At 37.3% G+C, this 26,992-nt stretch carries 19 protein-coding genes; 12 read left to right on the forward strand and 7 right to left on the reverse strand.

Going from position 1 to position 26,992, the window contains the following annotated elements; translation table 11 throughout:
- Nucleotides 1-121: 121 nt before the first annotated feature.
- On the reverse strand, nucleotides 122-595 hold the full coding sequence (locus tag ACZ5NG_RS02055; RefSeq protein ID WP_464252354.1) for a DUF1634 domain-containing protein: 474 nt from the start codon (nucleotides 593-595) through the stop codon (nucleotides 122-124).
- Between the two features lie 24 nt (nucleotides 596-619).
- A complete protein-coding gene (locus ACZ5NG_RS02060) occupies nucleotides 620-1,567 on the reverse strand; it encodes a sulfite exporter TauE/SafE family protein (RefSeq protein WP_464252355.1) in 948 nt (315 codons plus the stop codon).
- 673 nt (nucleotides 1,568-2,240) lie between these two features.
- On the opposite strand from ACZ5NG_RS02060, the gene ACZ5NG_RS02065 reads away from it, so the two are divergent.
- The 3 genes from ACZ5NG_RS02065 to ACZ5NG_RS02075 are packed head-to-tail and all read left to right on the forward strand — an operon-like array spanning nucleotide 2,241 to nucleotide 6,021.
- Entirely contained in the window at nucleotides 2,241-3,722 is a 1,482-nt protein-coding gene (locus ACZ5NG_RS02065; RefSeq protein WP_464252356.1) for an ATP-binding protein, read from the forward strand.
- Nucleotides 3,697-5,052: a sigma-54-dependent transcriptional regulator gene (locus tag ACZ5NG_RS02070; protein WP_464252357.1), complete on the forward strand. Its 1,356-nt coding sequence runs from the start codon at nucleotides 3,697-3,699 to the stop codon at nucleotides 5,050-5,052. Before ACZ5NG_RS02065 ends, ACZ5NG_RS02070 begins: the two co-directional genes overlap by 26 nt.
- 60 nt (nucleotides 5,053-5,112) lie before the next feature.
- Nucleotides 5,113-6,021, forward strand: coding sequence for a radical SAM protein (locus tag ACZ5NG_RS02075; protein ID WP_464252358.1), 909 nt, complete (start codon nucleotides 5,113-5,115; stop codon nucleotides 6,019-6,021).
- A gap of 10 nt (nucleotides 6,022-6,031) precedes the next feature.
- On the opposite strand, the gene ACZ5NG_RS02080 is transcribed toward ACZ5NG_RS02075, so the two are convergent.
- Nucleotides 6,032-7,213, reverse strand: coding sequence for an MFS transporter (locus ACZ5NG_RS02080; RefSeq protein ID WP_464252359.1), 1,182 nt, complete (start codon nucleotides 7,211-7,213; stop codon nucleotides 6,032-6,034).
- Between the two features lie 133 nt (nucleotides 7,214-7,346).
- Here ACZ5NG_RS02080 and rlmD point away from each other — a divergent pair, with 133 nt between their 5' ends.
- On the forward strand, nucleotides 7,347-8,699 hold the full coding sequence (gene rlmD, locus ACZ5NG_RS02085; protein ID WP_464252360.1) for a 23S rRNA (uracil(1939)-C(5))-methyltransferase RlmD: 1,353 nt from the start codon (nucleotides 7,347-7,349) through the stop codon (nucleotides 8,697-8,699).
- Nucleotides 8,700-8,754: 55 nt separating this feature from the next.
- Here rlmD and ACZ5NG_RS02090 read toward each other — a convergent pair whose 3' ends face one another.
- From ACZ5NG_RS02090 to ACZ5NG_RS02100, 3 genes are all read right to left on the reverse strand, one after another.
- Entirely contained in the window at nucleotides 8,755-10,317 is a 1,563-nt protein-coding gene (locus tag ACZ5NG_RS02090) for a recombinase family protein (protein ID WP_464252361.1), read from the reverse strand.
- Nucleotides 10,314-10,481, reverse strand: coding sequence for a hypothetical protein (locus ACZ5NG_RS02095; RefSeq protein WP_429840266.1), 168 nt, complete (start codon nucleotides 10,479-10,481; stop codon nucleotides 10,314-10,316). Before ACZ5NG_RS02095 ends, ACZ5NG_RS02090 begins: the two co-directional genes overlap by 4 nt.
- Before the next feature lie 481 nt (nucleotides 10,482-10,962).
- Nucleotides 10,963-11,325: a helix-turn-helix domain-containing protein gene (locus tag ACZ5NG_RS02100; RefSeq protein WP_008881297.1), complete on the reverse strand. Its 363-nt coding sequence runs from the start codon at nucleotides 11,323-11,325 to the stop codon at nucleotides 10,963-10,965.
- Between the two features lie 122 nt (nucleotides 11,326-11,447).
- On the opposite strand from ACZ5NG_RS02100, the gene ACZ5NG_RS02105 reads away from it, so the two are divergent.
- Together ACZ5NG_RS02105 and ACZ5NG_RS02110 are read left to right on the forward strand one after the other, a co-directional pair.
- Nucleotides 11,448-11,738 (forward strand): hypothetical protein, encoded by a 291-nt coding sequence (locus tag ACZ5NG_RS02105; protein WP_464252362.1) that lies wholly within the window; start codon nucleotides 11,448-11,450, stop codon nucleotides 11,736-11,738.
- Nucleotides 11,739-11,762: 24 nt separating this feature from the next.
- Nucleotides 11,763-12,116 carry a hypothetical protein gene (locus ACZ5NG_RS02110; protein ID WP_464252363.1) on the forward strand — a complete coding sequence of 118 codons (354 nt, stop codon included), beginning with the start codon at nucleotides 11,763-11,765 and terminating at the stop codon, nucleotides 12,114-12,116.
- A 155-nt stretch (nucleotides 12,117-12,271) separates the two neighbouring features.
- Here ACZ5NG_RS02110 and ACZ5NG_RS02115 read toward each other — a convergent pair whose 3' ends face one another.
- Complete coding sequence (locus ACZ5NG_RS02115) at nucleotides 12,272-12,442, reverse strand: hypothetical protein (RefSeq protein ID WP_110087611.1); 171 nt, start codon at nucleotides 12,440-12,442, stop codon at nucleotides 12,272-12,274.
- Nucleotides 12,443-12,896: 454 nt separating this feature from the next.
- Here ACZ5NG_RS02115 and ACZ5NG_RS02120 point away from each other — a divergent pair, with 454 nt between their 5' ends.
- From ACZ5NG_RS02120 to ACZ5NG_RS02145, 6 genes are all read left to right on the forward strand, one after another.
- Entirely contained in the window at nucleotides 12,897-13,493 is a 597-nt protein-coding gene (locus ACZ5NG_RS02120; protein WP_008881294.1) for a DUF1819 family protein, read from the forward strand.
- A 4-nt stretch (nucleotides 13,494-13,497) separates the two neighbouring features.
- Nucleotides 13,498-14,043, forward strand: a complete 546-nt coding sequence (locus ACZ5NG_RS02125) for a BREX protein BrxB domain-containing protein (protein ID WP_008881293.1) — start codon at nucleotides 13,498-13,500, stop codon at nucleotides 14,041-14,043.
- Between the two features lie 13 nt (nucleotides 14,044-14,056).
- Nucleotides 14,057-17,629, forward strand: coding sequence for a BREX system P-loop protein BrxC (gene brxC, locus ACZ5NG_RS02130; RefSeq protein WP_464252364.1), 3,573 nt, complete (start codon nucleotides 14,057-14,059; stop codon nucleotides 17,627-17,629).
- A gap of 51 nt (nucleotides 17,630-17,680) precedes the next feature.
- Entirely contained in the window at nucleotides 17,681-21,148 is a 3,468-nt protein-coding gene (gene pglX / locus ACZ5NG_RS02135) for a BREX-1 system adenine-specific DNA-methyltransferase PglX (RefSeq protein WP_464252365.1), read from the forward strand.
- 61 nt (nucleotides 21,149-21,209) lie between these two features.
- The gene (pglZ, locus tag ACZ5NG_RS02140; protein WP_464252366.1) at nucleotides 21,210-23,717 is read left to right on the forward strand and encodes a BREX-1 system phosphatase PglZ type A; all 2,508 of its coding nucleotides are present in this window, start codon (nucleotides 21,210-21,212) and stop codon (nucleotides 23,715-23,717) included.
- A gap of 61 nt (nucleotides 23,718-23,778) precedes the next feature.
- The gene (locus tag ACZ5NG_RS02145; protein WP_008881288.1) at nucleotides 23,779-26,952 is read left to right on the forward strand and encodes a DEAD/DEAH box helicase; all 3,174 of its coding nucleotides are present in this window, start codon (nucleotides 23,779-23,781) and stop codon (nucleotides 26,950-26,952) included.
- Nucleotides 26,953-26,992: the final 40 nt, after the last annotated feature.

The raw sequence follows: 26,992 nt of genomic DNA on the forward strand, positions 1-26,992 counted from the left end.
AAGTATGCTATCGGTTTGTTTAGGCTTAAACTTGCGCCTTTGGATTAAGCCCGTTAGGGCTATACATATCCAAAGGACACAAGTCATATACAGCCGCTTTAAATAACTATAACGCAATATTTTAATGACCACCAGAACCTAGTATACCAGAAGCTGCTAAAACTAGCACTATAACCTCTACCACAGCGATGGTAAAAAAGGGCACGTCTTTTTGTTTAAAATAGGCCGGCACCAGGAATACCAGGTAAGCAATAATGGTTAAAATACCCAGCCAAGCACAACCAAGTAAACTAAGGAAGTTACCGTAGTTTAACATGCCCAGCCAAGCCCAACCGCTGGGGCTGTTGGTTGCTTGCAAGTATTCCGATGTGCTTAAATGCCAGTTAGCCGCCGTTTGTTCAGGCGTGACCAGTCCCGGCACCAAACCAAATACATAGACAAGAAAGGTAATTACCAAAACAGCTATACCGATATTTGAACCTAAGCCAACTAATTTGGCATAAGCAATTTGTTCTTTAGGAACATACATTTTAGGCAGGCCTTGTTTTGGTGAGGCGCTGTGTGCGCTTTGCGGAGCCAGTTGTTGTTTAGCCATTAAATTCCTACCCCCTTTATTATATTACATTACACCTAACCCTTTGAGGATTGAGGTAATGCCGGAAAATAACAACATGGCGATTACCAAGTATTTAATTACGTTAGGCTTAGTTTTAGACAACATTTTAACCCCAACTTTTGAGCCGAGCATAATACCGATTACCGACGGCACGGCAATGATCGGTAACACCGCGCCTTGGTTCAGGTAAACCCATGCTGCCGATGTATCTGTAATGGAAAGCAGAAACTTACTGGAACCAACTGCCAATTTTAACGGCGCACCCATAATTAAGTTTAACACCGGAACGTTGGCCCAACCGGCGCCCAAACCAAACATACCGGCAATAAGTCCGATAAAAATAAAGGTTAAATATGCTTGAGCAGTACGTCCGACAGCCCAGTTAATTTGTTTGCCGGTGGATTCTTCAATATAAGTACCGGATATCTTCAGCTTTTTAGACAGGGTGTCCGGTCCCGGCCCGCTGGGAACATCGGTGTTCTTAGAGAAAACAAACAGCATGGCGATACATGCAATGGTTACACCTAGCGCAATCTGTAGGATATTCTGTGGAAGGGCCAGACCGATAAAAGCACCGATAATACTGAAAGTAGAGGCAATTAAGGCCACCGGCAGAGCTAATCTTAAGTTAGCTAAACCTTTTGCCAGTAAGCCCGGAGCGGCAGCCAGTGCACCGGATAAAGCAACAATCAAGCCGGCGCCTCTAACAAAGTCGAGGTGGAACGGGAAAAAACTACCGACGATAGGTACAAACAGCACGCCACCGCCAATACCGGCAAGTACCGCTACAATGCCGAGTATAAACGTGGTGATAAAAAGCAACAACGGCCATACCCACCAGGGTACTTCCGGGTTTCCGGCAGCGGCAGAAACCGCGGCAGTTACGTCGGGCATCGCTGATGATACCGCCAAAGTGATATTGCTAACCTTATTAACCAATGCTTCAATCATATTACTTCCCTCGCTTTTACAAACTAACTTACAGTTTTACACTGCTAAGTTATAACAATCAAAACGGTTTACTTAAGTTTTCTCGAGAATTTTTAAAAACTATTAGTAAAAAATTTTACAATTTGTCCAGTAACGATGCTAAAAAGCTAAATTTTGTCCTCCTCCTCCTTTCCTTTGTTTTTCATTGCCTGTAGATAGCCTGCAGAGAGTTATAACTTAACAGACAATTTTTTCGTCAGTTGTGTTTATAAACAAAGTGGATTATGGTATAATGCACATTGGAAGGCTGCTTTTTGATTCAGATTGTTATAAATTTCTCAAATGCTAATGTTTCTTAATTTACTAACTAAATAAAAGCAAATACCGTGCCAAGAATCTTTAAAACGTACATCGCTTGATACTGCTGTATTTTTTTATACATTGGCGATTATTGCACAAACAAACTTTGCACAAAAATGAACAAGTTGACCAAAATATTTTTCGCAACATGTTTTTAAAACAAACGAAACGCTACTGATAATAGCTTTGGCAGCTAGTGTTTGTTAACAAACAGCACCTTGCACGAAAACAAACACCAGGCTAGTTAACGGCGGAGAAAGGGGGGATTGAAATTAAAAAAATTGACTGGACAAAGTCTTTAAAGTTTGAAATTACATCCATTGTTTTAGTAATTTTGGTTATTCCCGTTTTCTTTATCCTTTATGACACCTATTTTGCCGGAAAAAAAGAAGAAATCACTTTTATCGCGATGGAAGAGCGGCTTGGCACCATGGTAGAGGCGGTAGCAATGGAAATTAATCGCCAAATATTGGCGGATGAACCACATATCAACAAAATGTCAGAAGCTGAGCTCAGTGCATATCTGGAAAAGGTATTTACCGAAGCGGCGGATCCCGTTGCGAAACTTAACCCGGGGGTAAGGATGGGTTTGTATTTTCCCTATGATGATAACATGGTAGTAAGCGGCTTTTTGCATGATTATCGGCAGCTGTCTCCGGAAGAAAAAAAAGAACGGGAACAGAGAATTTTCAATCACGCTTATACCGGAATTCGCAGTGTGTTGGCCAGTGGGGAAACCCTTTCTACCCTGGCCGGTGATCCGGATGATCGCTTTTTGGAATATTTAGTTCCGCTGCGAATCAACAATGAAACGGTAGCGGTACTGTGGGCGGATGAACTGCTTCACCCTATCTTTAATCAGGCCCAGCAGTTTCGCAGTATGACCCGCTACCTTTCACTGGCGGCCATCATCATCGGTGGCTTAGGAGTAATAATGATTATCAGGCGATTAACTAACGATGTTAGCCGGATTAAAAAAGGTTTGGAAATGGTAGGACAAGATTTCAGTTATCGGCTGCCCAATATACGGGGCGAAATGGGTCGCATTGCCCGGGCAATTAACAACATGGCACAGGCTTTAGAGGAAAAGGAACTTTTGGAAAAAGAGATGATGCGTCAGGAGCGATTGGCGGCTTTAGGCCAGGTGGTAACCGGGGTAGCTCATGAATTGCGCAACCCCATCGGTATTATTAAAACAACGGTGCAGGTAATGGAATCTGAGGTAGAAGAACCGATTAAAGAATATTGTCGGGTGATTAAGCAACAGGTTGATCGCCAAAATAAAGTAATTAAAGAATTATTGGCCTATGGCCGGCCCAGTAAACCCGTTAAAGAAAATGTGCAAGTGAACGACTTGTTGAATTCGGTACTGACCTTTATCGGTGCCCAATTAAGGCAAAACAACATTAAACTGAAAACTGATTTTGCCGCTGAATTACCGCCTGTGTTTGCAGATGCTGAACGCATTAAACAGGTATTTGTTAACTTAATACTCAATGCCATTCAGGCCATGCCCGAGGGCGGGGAACTATGTATTACGACAAGTTATGACCGGCAAAAAGTAAGCATTAGCTTTAAAGACACCGGAATTGGCATCTCTGATCAAAACATGGAGAGAATTTTTGACCCATTTTTTACCACGAAAGATGCCGGTACCGGCTTGGGTTTAACTATCTGTAATCAAATAATGCAAATGCATAACGGTGAAATTAAGGCAGAGAGAAACGCTGATACCGGAATGATTTTTACAGTTATATTGCCAACCAGTGAAGAATTGAGGAGGGATAGCAGTGATCCCGAAAATCTTAATCATTGATGATGAAGAACATATGTGTTGGGCCTTAAAAAAGGCCATGCAGCAAGAGGGTTATGAGGCCCTTACAGCTACTTCCGGCAGCAAAGGAATTGAAATTTTAAAAGAAAAAGGCCCGTCACTGGTTTTGTTAGATTTAAAAATGCCCGGCATGGACGGCTTAGAAGTTTTAAAGATTATTAAAGAAATTCATCCGAAAATACCGGTAATTATGATTACCGCTCACGGCACCATTGAAACCGCTATAGAAGCGATGAAACTGGGGGCTGACGACTACATCACCAAACCATTTGATTTGGATGAATTAAAAATTGTCGTGGCTCAGGCATTAAAGTACAGCAATTTGGTTTCGCAAGTATCATTTTTGCGTTCGGAATTAAGCAAGAAATACGGAGAAATAATCGGCGAAAGCGCAGCGATTAAAGAAGTGATCATGCTGATTGACCGGGTGGCCGCTACCAACGCTTCAGTACTGATCACCGGTGAAAGCGGTACCGGCAAAGAAATTACCGCCCTGACCATACATCAGGCCAGCCCCCGAAAAGAATATCCTTTTGTTGCCGTCAACTGTGCCGCGCTGCCGGAACAACTGCTGGAAAGCGAGCTGTTTGGTCACGAAAAAGGAGCTTTTACCGGTGCGGCGGCGTTAAAGCCTGGACGTTTTGAAATTGCGGACAAAGGCACCATCTTTTTAGATGAAATTGGCGAAATGTCGCCCACTATGCAGGCCAAATTGCTGCGCGTACTGCAGGAACGCGCTTTTGAACGGGTAGGCGGTACGGAAACGCTGCATGTTGACGTACGCATTATTTCCGCCACCAATATTGATATCAAAAAAGCGGTTGAAGAAGGTAAATTTCGTGAGGATTTGTACTACCGGCTGAATGTGGTGCACATTCATCTGCCGCCTTTAAGAGAGCGCAAAGAAGATATTCCCCTTTTGGTTAATTACTTCTTAAAAAAATACATGCTGGGCACTTATCCGGTGAAAAAGATTTCGCCGGAAGCCATGGAGCTGTTAATGAATTACCACTGGCCGGGCAATATCCGCGAACTGCAGAATGTGATCGAACGGTCGATCATCATTTGCCCCGGGGATACTATTTTGCCGGAACATTTGCCCAAAGAACTGCAGCAGCAGCAAAGCAATGCGGTAGAAACAATTGTTCACTTTCCCGATACCGGTATCTCGTTAGAAGAAGTGGAAAAGCAGTTGATATTAACCGCTCTTAAAAAAAGCAAAGGCAATCAAACTAAGGCCGCTCAACTTTTGGGTATTACCCGTTCGGCATTAATTTACCGCAGCCAAAAATACAATATAAAACTGGGCTAAGTTGCCAGTTTATGGTTAAACTATGCTTACATTAAAACTTATTACATGTGTGGTGAAGTTATGGTGACCAAACAACCGGTTTATAAAAAAATGCCTTTAAACGAGCTAAAAAAGCGCGCCGCTCTCGCTCTCGAAAAGCTGGCGGATTGCACGGTATGTGCCCAGCATTGCCATGTTAACCGCTTAAAAGGCGAAAAAGGCATATGTAGGGCAGGCAGAAAAGCGGTAGTAGCCAGCTACGGACGCCATATGGGAGAAGAAAGGGTGCTGGTAGGCGAAAACGGTTCCGGTACGATATTTTTCTCTTACTGTAATTTAGCCTGTCAGTTTTGCCAAAACTGTGACATCAGCCAAGAAGGCAGGGGAAGGGAAGTAACTGCCGATGAACTATGCGACATCATGCTGTACATTCAAGATATGGGCTGTGAAAACATTAATTTTGTCTCTCCCAGTCATTTTGTGCCTCAGATACTGGAGGCGCTTACCCTGGCGGTAAGTAAAGGGCTAAACTTACCGCTGGTATACAATACCGGGGGGTATGATGACTTAGAAACCATTAAACTGCTAGACGGCATTATCGATATCTACATGCCGGATATTAAATTTGCCGCAGATGAAACCGGCAAAAAGTACGCATCTGCCCCCAAATACTTTACCGTAGCCCGTGAGGTAATTAAAGAAATGCACCGGCAGGTGGGGGATTTGCAAATCAACGAAGCAAACATTGCCGTTAAAGGCTTGTTGGTGCGCCATTTAGTTATGCCTAATAATATAGCCGGCACAGAAAAGCTAATGCAGTTTATTGCTGAGGAAATTTCCAAGGACACGGTAATTAACATTATGGATCAATATTATCCCACCTATAATGCGGCCCGCTATCCGGAAATAAACCGCCCCGTTAATTTGCAAGAATACCGCCGGGCGGTAAAAATGGCGAAAGAAGCAGGCCTACACCGTATTATCAGATAAATTTACTTAATTAACTTACTTGCCGCTTGTTACCGGTTGCCTTCTTAATTGAGCTAAAAACAGGGAAGAAAAGCAACAAACCTAGCGAATAGCAGATTAATAGGCTTTCTAAATTCCAAATGTCTACCCAAGCGCCGCCGAACAGCGGCCCAATTAAATAACCGAGGGAATAAGCAGTGTTGTAAATACCGAAAGCGGCACCGTAACTGGCATATTGGTGCCCTTTCATTACTGCGTCTGCTAAAAGGGGGCCGCTGGGGGCAAACATTAAGCCAAAGGCCAACCCCAACCCGCCCATTACCAAGGCGGTAGAAACAATGGTGGGAACGGCGGTTAACGCAGGAATGACCAGTGCGGTGATGACGATACCAAACTGAATGATGGGTACCCGCCCGTATTTATCAGATAACATGCCGAATAAAGGTTGGGCGACAATACTGGTTACCGATATCGCTCCGAATAACAGCCCAATTACCGTGGAAGAGGCGCCAAACTTATCGTGAAAATATCCCGGCAGCAGCGGATCTAGGAAACCAAAGCCCATTGACGCCAGCAGTACTAAAATAAATGTTGTTAAAATTACCCGGCTGTGCGCAACATCTTGCCAGGTAAGTTGTGAGCGCATAGTTTCTTTGACGGCCGGTTCCTTTAAAACTGCCATCACCAAAACCGAAACAATTGCCGCCAATATTGAGGCCAGCAAAAAGGGCATGGAATAACCGCCCCAATCGTAAATAAACCCGCCGACGGCCGGTCCTACCATAAAACCGAAATTCATCCCTGCCATTGCCAACCCCATTTTTTCACCGCGCACTTCAGGAGGATAAAGATCGGCTACAAAGGCCGGGCCGGCCGTCCAGGTGGCGGCAGCGGCCGCTCCTTGCAGAAACCGTAATGCCGTTAGAGACAAAAAGGTATTGGCGTAAGCAAAACCGACGGTAGAAAGGGTTAAAACAACCATGCCCAGCGCCATGATCTTTTTACGGCCAAAGCGATCGGCCAGTAAACCAATTGGGATTGAAGCTATAAGTAACGCCAAAGAATAAACGGCAAAAATTATCCCCAGTTCCAGTGCTGAGGCGCCTAAGTTCCGAATATATACCGGCAGCACCGGCACAATGATGCCGTAAATAAAACTGTCGATAAAAACGGTGAGCGCAACAATAATTAGGGCCTTACTGCGAAAGTCCAAAGCTGAATCCTCCTGAATGTCAATTACAGTACATATTATAATACCAGGTAGTGAAAGCACAACTAAAAAATGCTATGATATGCATAGTATATTTTTTATTAGGGACAAGCCTTTTTTATGAGGTGTTTTTATTTTGAACCAAAAAGTTACTGTTAATATAACCGGATTAACCCACCAAGGTGAAGGAGTAGGACGCCTGCCGGACGGACTGGCTGTTTTTGTTCCCGGCACGATACCGGGTGAGCAGGCGGTAATTCAAGTGGAACAGCGCAAAAAGAATTTTGCCCGGGCACGCCTGGTGCAGATTGTTAAGCAAACGGATGAGCGCTGCCGGCCGCAATGTGGGGCTTTTGCCGATTGTGGGGGCTGCGGGCTGCAGCACATAAATTACACTGCCCAGCTTAAATATAAGACCCGGCTGGTAGAAGACAACCTAAGGCGCATTGGAAAACTAACTGACATAAAAGTGCAGCCCACATTGGGCATGGCCAACCCCAAACACTACCGCAACAAAGTGCATTTTCAGCTGCAAGAGGTTGACGGCCGCATTGCTTTGGGCTATTACCGGCAGGGCAGCCATCAGTTCTTGCCCCTGACCGAACCCTGCCTACTGGTTGACCAAGCACTAAATGAAACGGCCAAAACAATAGAGCGGCTGCTTAATACATACCCGGCGCCGGTTTATAACTGGCAGACCAAACGGGGGTTGTTAAGGCATGTGGTACTGCGCAAAGGGCTGGCCGGCGGTGAAATAATGGCGGTGATTGTCACCGCCGGCGGCAAATGGGCGGAAGAAAAGCAATTTGCCGCCGCGCTGCAAAAGGCGCAGCCCCAGGTGGTGTCGGTAGTGCGCAACATCAATAAGGCCAAAGGCCGGGTAGTGATGGGGGAAGAAAACATCACCTTAGCCGGCAAACCCACCATTACCGATTGGCTGGGAGATTTGCGCTTTGAAATCTCCCCCAATTCCTTCTACCAGGTAAACCCCCGGCAAACCTTGGTGCTGTACCGAAAAGCGGCGGAATACGCCGGGCTGACCGGTAAAGAAAGCGTGATTGATGCCTACTGCGGCATCGGCACCATTGCCCTGTTTATCGCCCGGCATGCCCGGGAAGTGATCGGCCTGGAAGTAGTGCCCCAGGCAGTAGAAGATGCCCGAAAAAATGCCCGGCACAACGGGATAAGCAACGCCGAATTCTACCAAGGAGAAGTAGAACGCCTGTTGCCCCTGCTGCAGCAAGAAGGCTACCGCCCGGATGTCGTTATATTGGACCCACCGCGCAAAGGCTGCGACGAACAAAGCCTGGCTGCCTTGGCCAAAATGGCGGTACCCCGCATCGTATACGTATCCTGCGACCCCGGCACCCTCTCCCGCGATCTGGCCTATCTAACAAGTAATGGCTTTAGCGTAAAAGAAGTGCAGCCGGTAGATATGTTTCCGTATACAAGTCATGTCGAGTGTTGCGCGTTGCTTATAAAAAAATAAATATTTGGAAAAGCGCGTTTCTGAAAATCAATGAAACGGGCTTTTCCTATATCCTTTATTCATTTAAAAAATCATTTGCAAACCGATAATAAATTTTCGGTGAACCGTCTTCTTTTATTTCGATTCGATCAACCAAACGGTGAAGCATCTCAGGGGTTAATTTATTGAAATGTATATATTCTTTTAATTCATTTTTTAGTTTTTTCATATTCTTTCGTTCCCGTTTGGATTGATCTTTAGATTTTTCTAGCTTCAGTTTATCGGACATCAAATCATTAATTTTTTTATTGATTTCTTCAATTGTTAAGCGGTATTCTTCAATATCAATACTGTTATCTGCAAGCAATGAGGTTAACTGCACTTTCTGCTTTTTGAGCTTTTCAATATTTTGCTCAACTTGGCTTAAACGGTTTGTATTATTTTTTGTATCAGATTCTAGCTGCTTTATCACTCGGTCGATAAGGCCATCCAGATCCATCTGTTGCGCAATACTCTTTATATCATTCAGGATTATTTCTTCTAACTCTCTTTCTTTAATAAAATGGTCAGAACATGCTTTGCTGCCATGTTTGTTAAAGTTTCCGCATACATATCCTTTACGGTTCTTTTTAAAATGCATCCCCCGGCCACAATCTGCACAGAAAATGGTATTCGTAAAAAGATGAACCTCTGCTTGAGGACGAATTCTACTTCTTGAGATGATTAACTCCTGTACTGTATTAAACATTTCAATAGAAATAAGCGGCTCATGTGCATTTTCAATAATTACATATTCTGACTCAGGTAGAGGTTGTCGTTTGTCAGTAACTGAAGGTTTCGTATCCCGGCATTGTACCAATGTGCCGGTGTAATGCGGATTTGTTAATATAACCTTAATTGTTGAACCGTGCCATTTATCGCTTGCGTTGGATTTACCTTTAAGCTGTGCTGGTGTCGGGATGGATTCATTGTATAATTGCCGAGCGATTGCATCAAATCCTTTTCCCTGTAGATACATATTGAATATACGTTTGACCACTTCAGGTGTATAATCATCTCGTACATATAGCTTTTTATCTTTTAAATAATATCCGTACGGCGGCTCTGATCCGTTAAATTCTCCTTCTTTGGCTCTTGCTCTAAATGTTTGTTTAAGACGATTGCTTGTTTTTTGTGATTCCTGTTCGTATATCCACGCATATAAACCGAATTTGTCCAGATCACCGTTCAAAGTATCAATTGCCCCATCCAGCGTTTTTAAGTGGACTTTGTGCTTATTTAAAATTTCCCGTAATTGATACGCCAGCGGTACATTACGAGCAAGCCGGGATAATTCTTTTGCTAAAATTAGATTAAATTTACCTTCTTTAGCATCGTTAATCAACTGATTCAGACCTTTGCGGTTAGTGCGTGTCCCAGATTCTACTTCTTCGTAGATATCGTATATTTCCCAATTATTCTCTTCACACATGCGTGTGAATATTTTTTTCTGCGTATCTAAAGAAGATTTTTGCTCTTCTTTTGCGGTAGATACCCGAACGAGAATGGCAACTTTTAAATTTTTTGAACACTGTGTTTCAATGGATGAATTTTCGTTAGTCTTCTGTTTGTTCAAATTATTTGCAAATACCAATCTCATGATTTATCACCTTCATAATCATGAGATGCAGTGGTGTCATTATTAACATATACGCTTTTTAAGGCATCGTCAATTTGGTTTTTAAATAGCTCAGTTAAAATGTATTCTAGTTTAACTTCATTTAGATAAATTCTCTCAATTTTCATTTCCGTCGTTGCCTCCATTTAGTTTTTTACATTAATGGGGCTAGACGTTTCAGCCGGCTTACTAATCTAGCTGAAATATGATACTTTCGGATTCTTAATATTTTAATAGGGGTAAAAAAGTTTAAATTTTCTGATATATAAAAAGAGAATTAGTGACATTCTTAAAATAATAACTGTAGTGAAAGGAATTTGACGCAATAATTATAGAGATAAGCTAACAGATACTAACCAAAAATACTCTTCTACCATTAAAATTCCCAACAACAGCGTAATTTCATTTTGGAAATCGTTCTTGAGGAAATATTTTTCTTTTTGTGTATTTGAAAAAATAAAAGAAGGAGGAAATGTCTTAGCAACATTTCCTCCTTCTAGACCTACAAGTTGCACTAACAACAAGTTTCTTTAATTATAACTAATTGAATATCCATTAATCAACTGAAAATTGGAATTTATTATCTTTTAATATGCCATTTAGTAAAACGTTTGTTCGCCGCTATAATTAATCTTTCATGTATGGAAGCAAGAAAATATATAACCCCTTTTTCTGTTCAAATGACAATGTCGATATCATATTAGCTAATATAGTATCAAGTTCTTCTTCGGAATTCACATTATTTTCCTTTCTCAAATGAATTTCCTGCAACTTACTTTTTTCCTCCAATATACGAAAAAAATCGCTCATGGATATATTGAACGTTTCACAGGCTTTTTCTAAAAATTGAAATGTTATCTCTTGATTACCATTTTCTATACGTGACAGAGAAGGTTGTGAAATTCCAACCATCTTTGCAAATTCAATCATGGATAAATTATTTTCTCTTCTTAATTTCCTTATTAATTTACCTGCTTGAAGATAGTTCATTGTTTTGAATTTCCTTTCTCTATTTCTTTTATCGTACAATTTTCTATTTTTACAATCAATATACTATGTGTTATTCTATTGATGAATATATTCATAAAAAGAATTATAAGGCTGGTGAAAACGTGATTGATGGCTTTCCAAAATTGGTAAATCAACTAATTGAACGTCGACTGGAAGATATTATTACTAGTAAAGAGTATGCAATGTTCATCGAAGGTATTTATCTAGATTTAGAACAGAAACTCTCATCAAGTATAAAGGATCTAGATACAGAAGCAAAAATGAATCTAATGGAAGATATTAAAGCAAATATTTTCGATCAGGTTTTTTATCAAAGTAAGTTAACGTATCGTGTTGCATTTAAAGATGCTTTTTCACTATTCATCGATACATTTTTAACTCCAAAGAAATAATAAAGTGAAAAGGGGTTATTTGCATTGAATCTTTATAAAGGAAAATTAGTAGTTGATATTGTAACTGCAGTAGAGACTGATACAGAAGAAGTTATGACAGAAAAGGCTCACGAAGGGTTTGCAACAGAATTGTTTGATGAAATTATGGCCCTTTTAGGTGCAAAAGGTTATTGTACAAAATCAATCGGAGCCACATTAAAAAATGCCGGTAAAGCAGATGAGGTACAGTTAAAATTAATTGAATCCAATAAGAAAGAGGCGATTAAAGCAGATGAGGTACAGTTAAAATTAATTGAATCCAATAAGAAAGAGGCGATTAAAGCAGTAGAAAAAATTTATAGTAAGGCAAATAGAAGCACTTATTATATTCAAATGTAAGATTAACATTCCTATTTTATATAGGCAGGAAATTAAGAGAGTAATAGTTTTATTATATAAAGTATTAATTTTCAGAGTGCGAAAACAACAGTTATCGCACTCTTTTTGTTTATAAGTTCAAAAACAATAATTACTTATTACAAAAGGGTGTGAGTTTATCCATTGTACTTTTTGATTTTTATATTTTTGCCATCAATACTGTAAACAAAGTAGTCATTTGTGTTTTCTAAAAGCTCAACATTGCCATAATGAATTTGTCTGTGATGATTTGCGCACACTGTGAGCAAGTTATTTGTTGATAAGGATCCGGATTCTAATTTTGCCATCGGTATAACATGGTGATTCTCAATGTAGTATTCCCCGTTTCGTTTTTTGAATGAATAAGGATTTAAACCTAATGTTTCGCAAATAAATGTTTTGAAAAAATGCGGGGTTTCTGTTACTTAGAAATTTAAAATAAATGCATTTATAAGTTGTGTTATTTATCTGATATCTATATTTTATCAAATCTATAAAATTTTTTTGGTAATATAATAGCTTGTTAACATATTGGCTACATTTATTTTCAAAGAAATGTGAGTGTACTTTATTTTCTCTTTGATAGACGGTTTGTTCAATAAGAGGATTTTCGTCCTTCAGTGATAGGCTGAATTTACCGATCCTTTTTACCTTTATTTTCTTTTTTGCATTTGCCTATATTGATATAATCAGTAATAAGAAAGTGTCAAAATAACATTTTGCGAAAGAGTAATGTTTTTGAGAAAGGAGTGAGCGATATAGATGCTTGACTATTCAGCTGGTTTTACAAGTGAAGGCTGGTTTCAGAATGAGATGTATATCGTTCTGCAACTAAAAAAATCCGGTTTAAGCAGAAAAGAAATTTTGAACGATATAATTGAAAAAAATTCCTTTCAAATGAGAAGTGAATCAGGAATTAGAAAAAGATTTCAGATGGTATATCGCCGCTCCGAAACCTTTAATGATGAATTAATTCAATTTTATTTAATGGGGTCTCGACATGATCAAAAGGCTTTACTTTTATACAGTTATTTAAGATGTTATCGAATTCCTTATGAATTTTATCTTGAAGTTATTAAATATAACTACCTTAATAATAAGCCTTTGATCCAAACGGTTGAAATTGATTATTTTATTGAACGGAAAGAAACGGAATCAGAAAGCGTTGCAAATTGGCGGCCTGATACGAAAAAAAGATTACGGAGTTCCATTCTCCTGTTCTTTAGAGAAAGTGGGATGTTGCAGAAAAAGGACTCGGTTACATATGAGATATCGCCAATACATATGAGTACAAAGTTAAAAGAATATGCCAAAGAATATGATAAATTATTGTATTCCTTTAGTGAATTAAGTAGGTGAGTATATGAGTACTTATGATCGATTGAATAAAATGGAAAAACGTATCAATGAGGAAGGTTTCACGACGCCAACAGGGATTGGGAGCGAAATTCCTCACTATGTATTCGATTATCCTGCTGAAGATGAACTTATTGTTCGATCTTACATCGAGGGATTATTGAAGAGAACTTCTTTAAAGATAAAGGAAATTAATCTATTTAAATTCTTATTAAGCTTTTATGAAGAAGATGAATTAGAAGAATTGATCGAAATTAGTGAAGAGGAAGGTTATGATGAAATTGTTCGTATATTTCAAACAATAATTGAACATCCACACATAATGGCACAGTCCTTTATTGAAAAAGCTAAAGATGCTGAACTTATATTCATTACAGGGGTAGGAAATGCTTATCCATTCCTACGTTCAAGTCAATTATTAAAAAAAATATCGGATCATGCCTTTCGTAAACCAATTATACTATTTTACCCCGGTCATTTTACCGGATTAGACCTACGACTATTTGGAATTTTACATAATGAAGATCAGTATCAATTAACGAGAATATCATAAAGGGGGAGATTATGTGTTAGTTAGAGAAATATTTAAAAAAGACATTTTTCGCCCGATTAATGGGGTCGTACAAGCTGGACAACTTGATCACGATACAATTAAAAATGAATTGGAGGAATACGTTTTAACCGATGAAGTAACTGGCTACCTTCAAACGTTTTATGAAAACTATTTATCCGTATATAAAACACCTACAAAAGATATAGGCGTTTGGATATCAGGCTTCTTTGGTTCAGGTAAATCGCACTTATTAAAAATTCTATCATATTTACTGGATAATAAGGAAATTGACGGGAAAAAGCCTTATGAATATTTTTATGAGAAAACGGATAATAAAAAATTGCTATCGATGATGGAGGAAGTGGCACAGAAAGAATCAGATGCTATTTTATTCAATATTGATTCATTATCTTCTTCCAGTTCGACAAATAAGGAAAGAATCGTGGAGGTCTTTCTTCGCGTTTTTAACCGTCATTTGGGCTATTCTGACACATTATGGGTAGCTGACATGGAACGGCAATTAGATGAGATAGGAAAATATCAAGAATTTAAAGATACCATTTTCCGACTTTATGAAACCAAATGGGAAGATTTTCGATTAAAAGCTGTTTTGCGGCGGAAAAAAATTGTCCAAGCATTAATTGAAATCGGATTGGATGAAGAAACGGCCAATAGTTTTTTTGAAATTAGTAAAAATACATTTAGCATTTCTTCAACGCAATTAGCACAATTAATTGCGAACTACTGCAAAAGTCGTGGACCTGAATATAGAATTGTCTTTTTAGTTGACGAGGTTGGTCAATACATAGGGACTGACGGAAACCTCATGTTAAATTTACAAACAGTAGTAGAAGATATTGGAAGTGCAACAATGGGCCAAGCATGGGTCATTGTCACATCTCAAGAAAAAATAAAAGCGGCAGTTAATGTCCATAGCGAAAAAGATTTTTCCAAAATCCAAGGACGTTTTGCGACCCGAATTAATTTATCTAGCGCAAATACAGATGAAGTCATTAAAAGAAGACTTTTAGAAAAAACAGATACTGCAACAAAAACATTAAAAGCCACATATGAGCCAATCGAACAAATTGTAAAAAATCGTCTTTCATTTGATCCAAATTCAACGCAATTTCGTTCCGGATACCGTTCTGCCGATGAATTTGTGTCACTTTATCCATTTGTACCGTATCAAGTGGAACTTTTACAAGATGTATTCAACAAAATAAGAATCCATGGTGAAGGCGGAACCAGTTTGGCACACGGGGAGCGTTCATTATTAAAAGCTTTCCAAGAAGCAGCAAAACTTAATTCGAATGAAGAAATCGGAAATTTAGTAACATTAGCAGAGTTCTATCCTTCCATTCGAAGCTTTTTAGAAACGACAATTACCCAAACGATCACACGTGCGGAAGATCGTGCCAAAAATAATGAAGGATTGAAATTAGAAGATGTCGATGTTTTAAAAGTGCTTTATTTAATAAAAGGAATTGACAAAATAAAAGCTACACCAAGTAATATCGCCACTTTATTATTAGGATCAATATATGATGACCATGATGACTACCATATAAAAGAGTCGTTAAACCGTCTAGAACAAGCCATGTTTATTGAAAAACATGCGGATGGTACATATTCTTTCCTTTCCGATGAAGAACAAGAAATAAATAAGGAAATTCGAAATGTTGAAGTAAACCCTATAAAAATTAAGGAACAATTGGGTGACCTGTTTTTCACCAAGTTATACCCGAAACCGAAATTTGAATATCGGAAAGATACTCCTCCGTTTGATTACAATAAAAGATTTGATAACTATACAAAAGGGAATATGACCAATGCATTAACATTGCAAGTATTTACTGTGGCAATGTCTGATATGGAAGCTGCTTTAAAGGCCAATTCCGGTCAGTTAGTGATTTGTTTGGATGAAGAAATTGTGGCTGAAGCTGAAAGTGCCATTAAGTACTCTGAGCAAGTTCAAAAATATGTAAACTTTAAGCGGAATAGCAGTACAACAGAAACACAAAAGCGAATTTTTGAAGCCAAGTTGTCTCAAGTAGATGATTTCGAGCAAAAAGCTGAGGAATTATTAAAAAAGGCAGCTGAGAAAGCCCGTTTCTTTATCCAAGGGCAAGAAAGATTTTTCAAAGGCTCATTTGAAAATAAAGTAAATAGTGCGTTTGAACTTTTGATCAAAAACACCTATAGCCGGCTGGATTATGTTGATGAACCTATTCCTTTTAAAACACATAAAGAAGCTTGGCGAAAACTCGCAGAACACGGTATTGAAAATGATTTATTACAAATGACCGGTAATCGCAGGGCTTATGAAGAAATGAAGGACTACTTTGAAGAAATTGCCCGTTGGCATGAAAAACCGTCATTAAAATCTGTGATTGATAAGTTTCAGGCTGTACCATACGGTTGGAGTGAATATGACATAATCGGGCTTATATTGGCTTTAATGAATGCCGGCAAAGTAAAACTTTCCATTGGAGATGAGCTGTTTACACCTGAACAGTCGAATTTTTATGATCGTTTGGCACGTATTTCAGAACGGGAAAGAATTCGTGTTATTCCCGAAATTGAAGTGGATCCGAAAGTAAAACGAGAATTTATTTCCATTATAAGAGAATTTTTTGGCGATCGAGACTTTGGTGAAACGTATCAAGACTTTGCAAACGTCATTGTCAAAGAATTAACTGAACGTTTTGCCGCTCCGCTAGAGGAAATCAATAAAAAACGTAGAGAACAAAAATTGTATGAATTCCCATATCCGGGAGAAAGAGAAATTAATGCTCTTTCAATGGGTATTAATCAAATTTTACAAATCCGTGATCCGGAGCAAATGGTTAATGTGTTCATCAATACAGAAGACGATTTAGAATCTTGGTTAGAATCGATAGAAAAATTAAATGGTTTCTATAATAAAACGCCAATCACCATATTTGATGATACGGTAGATGTATTAGACCGTTTACAAAAGGATTTAACAATCATCCAAGACAATGATGTACTTCTTATTAAAAAACAAATTACGGATATTTTAACAAATCCGAATCCTTATCGGGATATACCTAAATTACCGCAATTAACGAGTCAATTAGAATCTAAAATAAATGAGATCGTAAATGAACAGCGACAAGCGATAAACATACAAGTTGAAAAACTTGAAAAGAAATTAAATGAGACAAAGGAATATTATCTGGAAATACCTGCAATCGTTGATTATATTGACACGGAAATGCAAAAGTTCAACAGGCTGAAAAGCAATCTTGAACATGAAAAAAGCTTAGTCATTATACGTGTACTATTACAAGATCTTACAGATTTGACCAATCAAATTGAAAATCGGGCGAAACAATTAGAAGTCGAATACAGGAAACCGCCGATTGATAATCCGTCTGACGAGCCAACAACCGTTATCCGGGAAAAACAAAGCAAAAAATTAAACGCTAATGAACTGTACCATCTGTTTTTCAATGGGCGGAAGAAAATTGAAACACAACAAGATTTAGATCATGCACTTCAAGAATTACGGAAAGCTTTATTACGTGAGTTAAAAGATTATACGTTAGAAATTGAATAAGGGAGAGGGAATTGCCCCTCTCCTTATAAAACAAGATGGGAGGTCGGAGCGATGGTTATGCATAAAACAGAGCTAAAAAACTTTGCCATTTCTGCACGGAGAGAATTAATTGAAAAAGTTGCATTGCGTGCCAAGCTTTTTGGAATTGATGAGAAAAATGGATTGAAAATAGAGGAGAAATTCGGACAACTGATAGTAAATGGAGAAACCTATCCGTTAAATTGGAGATTGGCTTTTCAATCTCTTGCAAGACAACTGGAGATTAAGGGTTATCAACAACTCATTGAGGAAGTAGCTTACACTTGGTTTAACCGTATAATTGCGATTCGATATATGGAACTTCACGGTTATTTGCCAGAACGAGTCAATGTTTTATCCAGCAGTACCGGGAAAGTAGAACCTGATATTCTTACAGAATTTGAATCAATGGATTTGGACGTTGATAAAGATCAAATCAAAAGATTAATACGAGAAGGCGATACGGAACAAGCATATCGTAAATTATTCATTGCACAATGCAATGCTTTGCATCATATTTTAGATTTCCTCTTTGAAAAGATTAATGACTATACAGAATTATTACTGCCTGACTATTTATTAGATAGTGAATCCATCATAAGTAAATTGGTGAAAAATGATGCATTAACGGAAAGCTTTCAAGAAGTAGAAGTCATTGGCTGGTTGTATCAGTACTATAACACGGAACCGAAAGAAAAAGTATTTGCAAATCTAAAGAAAAACAAGAAAATTGAGAAATACGATATTCCTGCGGCAACTCAACTTTTCACACCAAAATGGATTGTTCAATACATGGTCGAAAACTCTCTTGGTCAACTGTGGTTAGAAGCCAATCCAAATTCTCCGTTAAAGGAAAAAATGCGTTATTATATTGAACCCGCTGAACAAGAGGAAGATGTAAAGCAAAAACTAGAGGAAATCAGATATAAGAACGTTAATTTAGAAGAAATTACGATTATTGATCCATGCTGCGGTTCGGGGCATATCCTTGTGTATGCATTTGAGTTACTTTATCAAATGTATGAAGAAGCAGGGTATCCAAGTGGAGATATTCCCCAATTAATATTAGAAAAGAATTTATATGGACTTGATATTGATGACCGAGCTGCACAATTAGCATCTTTTTCATTAATGATGAAAGCACGTGAGAAATCTAGAAGGATTTTTAGAAAAAAAATACAGTTAAATATTCTTTCGATTGAAGAGTCTAATCATTTAGACAAAGAGGGAATTGCTCAATTAATTGGGGAAAACGATAATGAAAGAATCGAATTACGTTCTATAATTGAAACTTTTATTGATGCTAAGATCTATGGATCTATGTTACAACCACAACAATATTGCTACCAAAAATATTTAAATAGAATTCAAAAAATTAATGATGAACAATTATCATTAGAAACGTTAAATGTTTTTGAACATTTAGAAACACTAAAAAAACTCTTTAAACTAGGGAAAATTTTAGCCTCGGAATATAACGTTGTAATTACAAATCCACCTTATATGGGTGCCAGAGGAATGAATAATTTACTAAAAAAATTCCTTGAAAAAAATTTTAATAATGCAAAGAACGATACTTTTTCTGTATTTATTGAACGGTGTATTCAATTTTCGAAAACAAACGGTTTTGTTTCAATGATTACAATGGAATCTTGGATGTTTTTAAGCAAATATGAAAATTTAAGAAAAGAAATACTAGAACAAACATTTATTGATAAAGCTATACATATGCCATATGAAGGTAAAGGTAAAACAAGTTTAGGTATAAATTTTGGGACAGTTTCATTTATACTAAGAAAATTATATATAAACGAATATCAAGGTACTTATCAAAGTATACGTTATTTTGAAATAGACGAAGATGGGGTACCATTAAAATTTCCTAATATTAACGAAAGATTTAATATTGTTAGTCAAGCAAAATTCAATATTATTCAAGGTTCACCAATAACGTACTGGATGAGTAGCAATACAAGAAAAGTTTTTAAAGAGAATGACACGTTAGATAAGTATATTGATATTACAGGGAGTCAACACATTACTGCTAATAATGAAAAATATTTAAGATATCACTGGGAAGTTAATAAAAATGATATTGGAAAGCGATGGGTTTCTTATGCAAAGGGAGGAGACTTTCGTAGATGGTTCGGAAATAATGAATTGGTTGTAGATTGGAGTGATGAAGCGAGAAATTTTTATAAAAATAATAAAACCTCTAATCTCTTAGCAGAACAATATAGATTTAGAAAAGGAATTACTTGGACAGCTACAACTAATGGCAAGTTTTCATCTAGGCTATTAGAAGATAAGGGTTTGTTTGACAAGAAAGGTCCAGCCCTGTTCCCGTTATTGGAAGATGATCAAAATTATCTATTGGGTTATTTAAACTCTAAACCTGTTGCTGAATTTTTAGATATGTTTAGTGGAACTTCGGATTATCAAAATATTGATATTAAGCGTCTGCCTTATTTAAATGTAAGTGCTAATTTAAAAAATAAAGTTAATAAAATTGTAGAAGAAAATTTAAATATATCAATGAATGATTGGAATTCTAATGAAACTTCAATCGATTTTCAAAAACATCCGTTCATGGATTATAAATATGAATGTTATCTATCAAACATTTTTAACGAATACAAAATAAATAAAGGGAAGCAATTTAGCAAATTAAAGACTAATGAAGAAGAATTAAATGATATATTTATACAACTATTTGGGTTACAGGATGAAGTTTCAGCGGAAGTTCCAAATGAAGAAGTTACTGTTGATAAACCAGAAAGACTACGTGATACTAAGTCATTTTTGTCTTACTTTATAGGATGTGTCACGGGGCGTTATTCATTAGATGTTGAAGGATTGGCTTTTGCTGGTGGTGATTGGGATGAATCTAAATATAAAACCTTTAAACCAAATAAATATGGTTTGATTTTGTTAACGGATGAGTATTATTTTGAAGATGATATTATTGCCCGTTTACGTGAATTTTTATCGGTGACTTTTGGTGAAGAAACTGTGGAGGAAAATCTCCAATGGTTGGCGGAATCGCTTGAAATGAAGCGAAATGAAACTGCTGAGGAACGGTTGCGCCGGTATTTCTTGGATGAGTTTTTTAAAGATCATTGCCAAGTATATCAAAAACGGCCGATTTATTGGCTTGTTGATTCCGGTAAACAGAAGGGACTAAGGACATTAATTTATATGCATCGGTACCAGCCGGATACGATGGCAACAATTCGTTTTGAACATTTGCAAGAAATTCAAACAAAATACAATAACGAAATTGATGCGGTAAATTTACGAATAACCAATCCGAATTTGAGTGCTACGGAAAAACGGGAATTGGAAAAAAGGAGAGAACGTTTTCAAAAACGGTTAGAAGAGCTGCTTGAGTTTGACAAAAAACTGGCCGAATATGCAAATGCCCAAATAGTGATCGATTTGGATGACGGAGTTAAAGTGAATTACGCTAAATTTGAAAAAGTATTAGCCAAGATTAAATAACGGATATAATTGGAGGAAAGGGGATTCTCTTTCCTTCCTTTTATTAAAAGAGGTGAAATCAATGGACGTTATCGAATTGCTGAGAGAACGGATACGAGAAGAAAAGGAAAAAAAATCTCGAGCGATTGTATTTTGGTATGATTCTGATCAACAAGAAACAATAACTTCCATTCAGGAAGCACTTAAAGATGAAGATATCATCGTTCGCGAAGTGACGGAAAATAATTTCTTTAAATTAAAAATTGATATTGAAGTGGAAAATCCAAAAAAATCCTTTCTGTTATATGCACCTTTCCCTAGACCAAAAGATGAGGAAAACTATTTGCTGGATATTTTATTATATGGTTCGGAATTTAAAGCTGATCAAATAGCCATTTGGTCAGAACAATTGGGAATTGAGGATGTTATTTTACGTCCGATTGTTCAGAAATATCCTGCGTTTTTTAAAAGTAATGAGAGAGTAAATAAATTAAAAAAGATTGTGCCTTTCAAACCAAGGGAAGAAGAATTGGAAATCGGCATGTTAGCTGTTTTGACCAATACATTAATCGGCAATCTTTCGACCATCACCCGAAATTTGCTTTGTGCGGGGTTAGATAAAGAACAAAATGAATTATATAAACGCATATCAAAGTTTTTTTCAATCGAACGCATGTGGGAGTTATTTGAGCAACATTTCGGATTGCATCATTTGAAAGAAAAAGACAATTTAAATGACTTACTGGACAACTTATTGTTTCAACATTTTTCAAGGGATGCTCTTTTTGAAATCGAACATTTGTCAAATAAGTATTCTTCCACACGGTCGAATATTTGTGCTTTATTAATCGATGATTGGATGCGGGGAACGAATGAAGAAAAAGAAATTTTGGAGTCTTATATTCGTACGACAGAAAGCACTTGGCAATTACAACATTATTTACAAGAAAAAACGGCTGAAGAAATAGAAAAAGTGACTACATTCCCGATTATCGATGCGATATTAATTGAAAAAGTACGGAATGAATTGCTATACAAAACTACCGATTTAACGGCTTGGAAAGAGAGAATTACATTTAGACAAAAGACATACTGGGGGAGTAAAGAAAAATTTTCCGGCTTATATACATGTCTGTATCATGCAGTCAAATTAACCGAATATAAAACGAATTTAAAGCAATATGACAGTCGTGAAGACTTGTACGGACAGTATATTCATTCCTTGCATTATATCGATCAAGCATACCGTCAATTCATGTATTCTTATTCCAATTTATTACAACGGGATTTTATTGATTCGCTTGAAGACAAATTGACAAATTGGTATGAAAATATCTATTTACGAAAACTAGCGGATGAAACAAACTATTATTTGGAAAATGAACAAAAAACGAGAATCCCACTTCAAAGAAGATTTTTCAGAACAAATGTTCAGCCTATTTTGGAAAAAGAGCCGACGAAAGTTTTTGTTATCATATCGGATGCGCTTCGATACGAGGCCGGTTACGAATTATGTCAGCAACTGAACCAACTGGAGTATGGGGAAGCAAGTATTTCGCCATTATTTGCGAGCTTGCCGTCCTATACACAACTCGGTATGGCATCGTTATTACCGTTTAAACAATTAGCGATGGATGAATCGAAAACCATTTATGCAGACGGCATATCTTCCTTAGGAATTGCAAATAGAATCAAAATTTTACAAAATGCACATAAAGATGCTATTGCATATCGTTGGGATGAATTTGATCAATGGACACAAACAGAAGCAGATGCACATTTTAAAGGGAAACGATTGATTTACATTTACCATGATGTTATTGATGCTGTCGGTGATTCAAGGAAGTCCGAACGGGATACATATGGTGCGGTAGGAAAAGCAATTAAAGAGCTTAAAATGACTGTGGAACGTTTATCACGTCTGCAAGCCAAACGAATCTTCATTACTGCAGACCATGGATTTTTATTCCAATATCCGAAAATCGAAGCTGATGTAAAAATAGAACCTGTCAAAGGAACCATCTATGCTAGTAACCGGCGTTTTGCAATTGGTAAAAATTTGAGTGTTCCGTATGGTGCAATAAAACTGCAGGAAAAAGATACCCCTTTAAAAGATGTAGAAGTAGTCATTGCCAAGGGGTTGAATCGGTTCACCGGCGGCGGAGGTTCTCAATTTGTGCATGGAGGCGCAATGCCTCAGGAAGTCATTGTTCCTCTAATTGAATACCGTCGTACAGAAAAGGCGGAACCGGTAGAAGTAAGTGTCGCCGTGCTTGATAAGGTTATTACAAACTATCGTTTTACAGTAAGCTTTTACCAAGAACAAAGTATATCCAGTGATGCACTACCTCGTCAAATAAAGGCAGCATTTTACCAAGGAAATGAACGAATTTCAAATGAAGTAACGATTTCATTCGATATGGTTGGTGCAAATCATGAACGAACCAAACAAGTTATGTTTACTTTGATGGAAAAATATTATGCAATGGGTGAATTTTGTACATTAAGACTTGAAACCGTCAATGACAAAAAAACTGAACCTTACAAAGAAGAAACGTTTATAATTAAAATGTATGAAGCTTTGTATTAAAAAGTAAACCTGCCATAATTGTATTGCTATGGCAGGTTTTGCATAATATGGGGGATTACCAATGTTAAAAGTTGGAGAAATCATCAAAGGTCCATTTTGGCCAGAGATCGTTGAGATAAAAAACTGTGAGAAAATTGATGAAGATCTTTACCAAGTTGAAGCTATCGGAAGGAAAACAAATAAATATTATGATCGATATATTGAAAAATATCAACTGGAACAATTAGAAACGATTAAACAAGAAGATTCGTTTTTCCAACCGGAACGTCTTCAACATTATTTACAATATTATATTTTAAAAACTGAAGAACGTTATTCGCAATCAAGAGCTAGGGGAAACAAAAAAATTATTCCGCTTCCCCATCAAATTGAAGCCGTATACAGCCGAATGTTGCAGTCTCCACAAGTACGATATTTACTTGCAGACGACCCGGGCGCAGGAAAAACAATTATGTCCGGAATGTTAATCCGAGAATTATTAGCAAGGGGCAGAGCGGAAAGGATTTTAATTCTTGTACCCCCTCTTGTATTAAAACAATGGCAAGAGGAACTAAAGGAAAAGTTTGGCGAAGAATTTATCATCGTTAATCGAAACTTTTTAAATAGCTCAAACGAAATCAATCCTTTTGAAACCTACGATAAAATCATTACTTCTTTATATTGGGCGGCAAGGGACGAAATTAAATCCCTCATCTTAAAAAGTCGGTTTGATTTAGTGATCGTGGATGAGGCGCATAAAATGGCGGCATATACAAGGGGAACAAAAAAGCGAAAAGTTCAGCGTACAAAAATATTTCAATTAGGCGAGGCGTTACTTAGCCATACGGAACATTGTTTACTTTTAACTGCTACGCCGCATAAAGGGGATAAAGAAAACTTTCGCCACTTAATGAGTTTAATTGACCATGATATTTTTTCCCATCTAAACAACGGAGAATCCATGTATGAAAAAAGCAATCCATTTATTATTAGAAGATTGAAAGAATCGATGGTCAATTTTGACGGAACGCCGTTATTTCCTAAAAGAACGACGAAAACCATTACTTTTGACCTGAGTCCGGAAGAAAAAGAAATTTATGATAAAGTGACGGAATATGTCCGTTATCACTTTAACCGGGCCAAACAAAATAACAATCAGAATGTTACGTTTGCCATGATGATTTTGCAGCGTCGGTTAAGTTCTTCTTTCGATGCTATTTATCTGTCATTAGTAAGAAGAAAAGAGAAATTAGAAGAACTTTTATACAATGAACAAAAAAATCAACAAGTTGAAGTTCATGATTTTGACGAATTGGCTGCAGAAGATCAGGAAGAAGTGGAGGCACAATTAGAAGGTGAAACGGAAGCTATTGATTTGCACGAATTACAATTAGAAATTGATCAATTAACGAATTTAATCGACAAAATCAATATTCTTCGCCAAAGGGATGTTGAAAGAAAATATATTGAACTTGAAAAAACGTTATTTGGTACAAATGGATTAGTAGCTCAAGGTGAAAAGTTGTTAATTTTTACTGAGTCAAAAGATACTTTGTATTACTTGGAGAGGAAGCTGTTGGCTCACGTTCCGGAAGTGGCGAAAATTGTCGGTGGTTTTTCAATGGACCAAAGGCGTGCAGAGGTTGAGAAATTCCGTAATCATGTACAAATCATGTTGGCAACGGATGCAGGCGGCGAATCCATTAACCTCCAGTTTTGTAATCAAATGATCAATTACGATATTCCTTGGAACCCGAACCGGCTAGAACAAAGGATGGGGCGTATCCATCGAATCGGTCAAAAAAATGAAGTATTTGTCTTTAATTTGGTGGCCGGAAATACAAGGGAAGGCGATGTGTTAATTCGGTTATTGGAAAAAATGGAACAAATGCGTACAGATTTAGGTCAAGAACAAGTTTATGATTTTATCGGTGACGTGTTAAAAGAACAAGGAGTAGATTTGGCCACACTTATGGAAGAATCGATTAGCGGACGAGAAAACTTAGATGAATTGATTGCAAAAATGGAAAAAACTTTGTCAGATGAGCATAAGCGTTTAATTGAATTGGCCAATCGAGAAAGAATGGACGAACAAAGTTTTGATTTACCGGGAATGAGAAAAACATTCCAAGAACTTTTAATTAATAGTTTGCCAAAAAGAGTTTACGGTGAGTTTGTCATTAATCAATTTCAAAATACGAGAATCCGCATGAATATATCCAGTGATCAATCCGTCTGCCGAATTAATCACTTTCCGAAAAATATACGTGAATTAGCAAAAAAACAACGGATTTTATTAAAAACGGAGCAATCTGTCCGATTTGCATTAAAACCGGAAGTTGAAACAGAAGATATTCAACTATTACAAAATGATCATCCGTTATATAAATTAGCTTTGGAACTTGGGGGTACAGAAACGCAACAAGTCACCATACCGGTGGCAAAAGTCAAAGCAAACGTTCCGGAACGAATTCAAATAGAATTGGACAAAGTTAATGTTGTGGATGGAACAGGAAGAGAATTGGAACAGTCACTGATTCTTTTAGGTAAACGGGAATCAGGAGAATGGATTGAAATAGACCCTTATCTTTTATTTAATGGGAGATTTGAATATATAAGTACAATGGGCATAGAAGATCCTTCGTTTAAACGTGAAGCAATATTACATGCAAGAAAAATCCTCCAGAGTGTACAGTTAAAGCGTGATGAATATTTAAACAAAAAAAGTATTTATTTGCGAAAATCTTTTGACCAACAGATGAGAACATTGCAAGAGCGACTCATGCAATTTCAACAAACTAATTTTGATAATAAAAACAGTGCATTAATAAACCAGACTTATTCCCAAATTGATGATTTAGAAGAAAGAAGTAGAGAACGGTTGGAAGAAATCGAACGTGAACGAAGTATTCAATTGCAACCGATTAAAAAAATTGCACAACTTATCTTAGAACCGGCAAAGAGTGATTGTAGCAGAATCATCCCGGATGACGTTTTTGAAAATGTAAAACTATATGAATACGCAAACGGAAGATTAAATGTACGAAAAAGAAAAGCGTTTGGACTCGTTGATTTTACGAGTGAAACCTCCAACGAGGAAAAACGATATATCATTGTCACAAAGTCCCTTAATCATTTACTTGAAACAATCAGATATGAAGATTATGCGGGAGTGGAAGAATTGGTATTTATCTATGTCTTGGATCAGCAGCAAAGAATTGTTCAAGAATTCAATTTAATAGAGTTGAAAAGATGAAGTCAAAAGAAAAATTCCTTAATAAAGACTCAAGAATGTT

It is taken from the genome of Desulfovectis peckii (genome assembly GCF_055391705.1).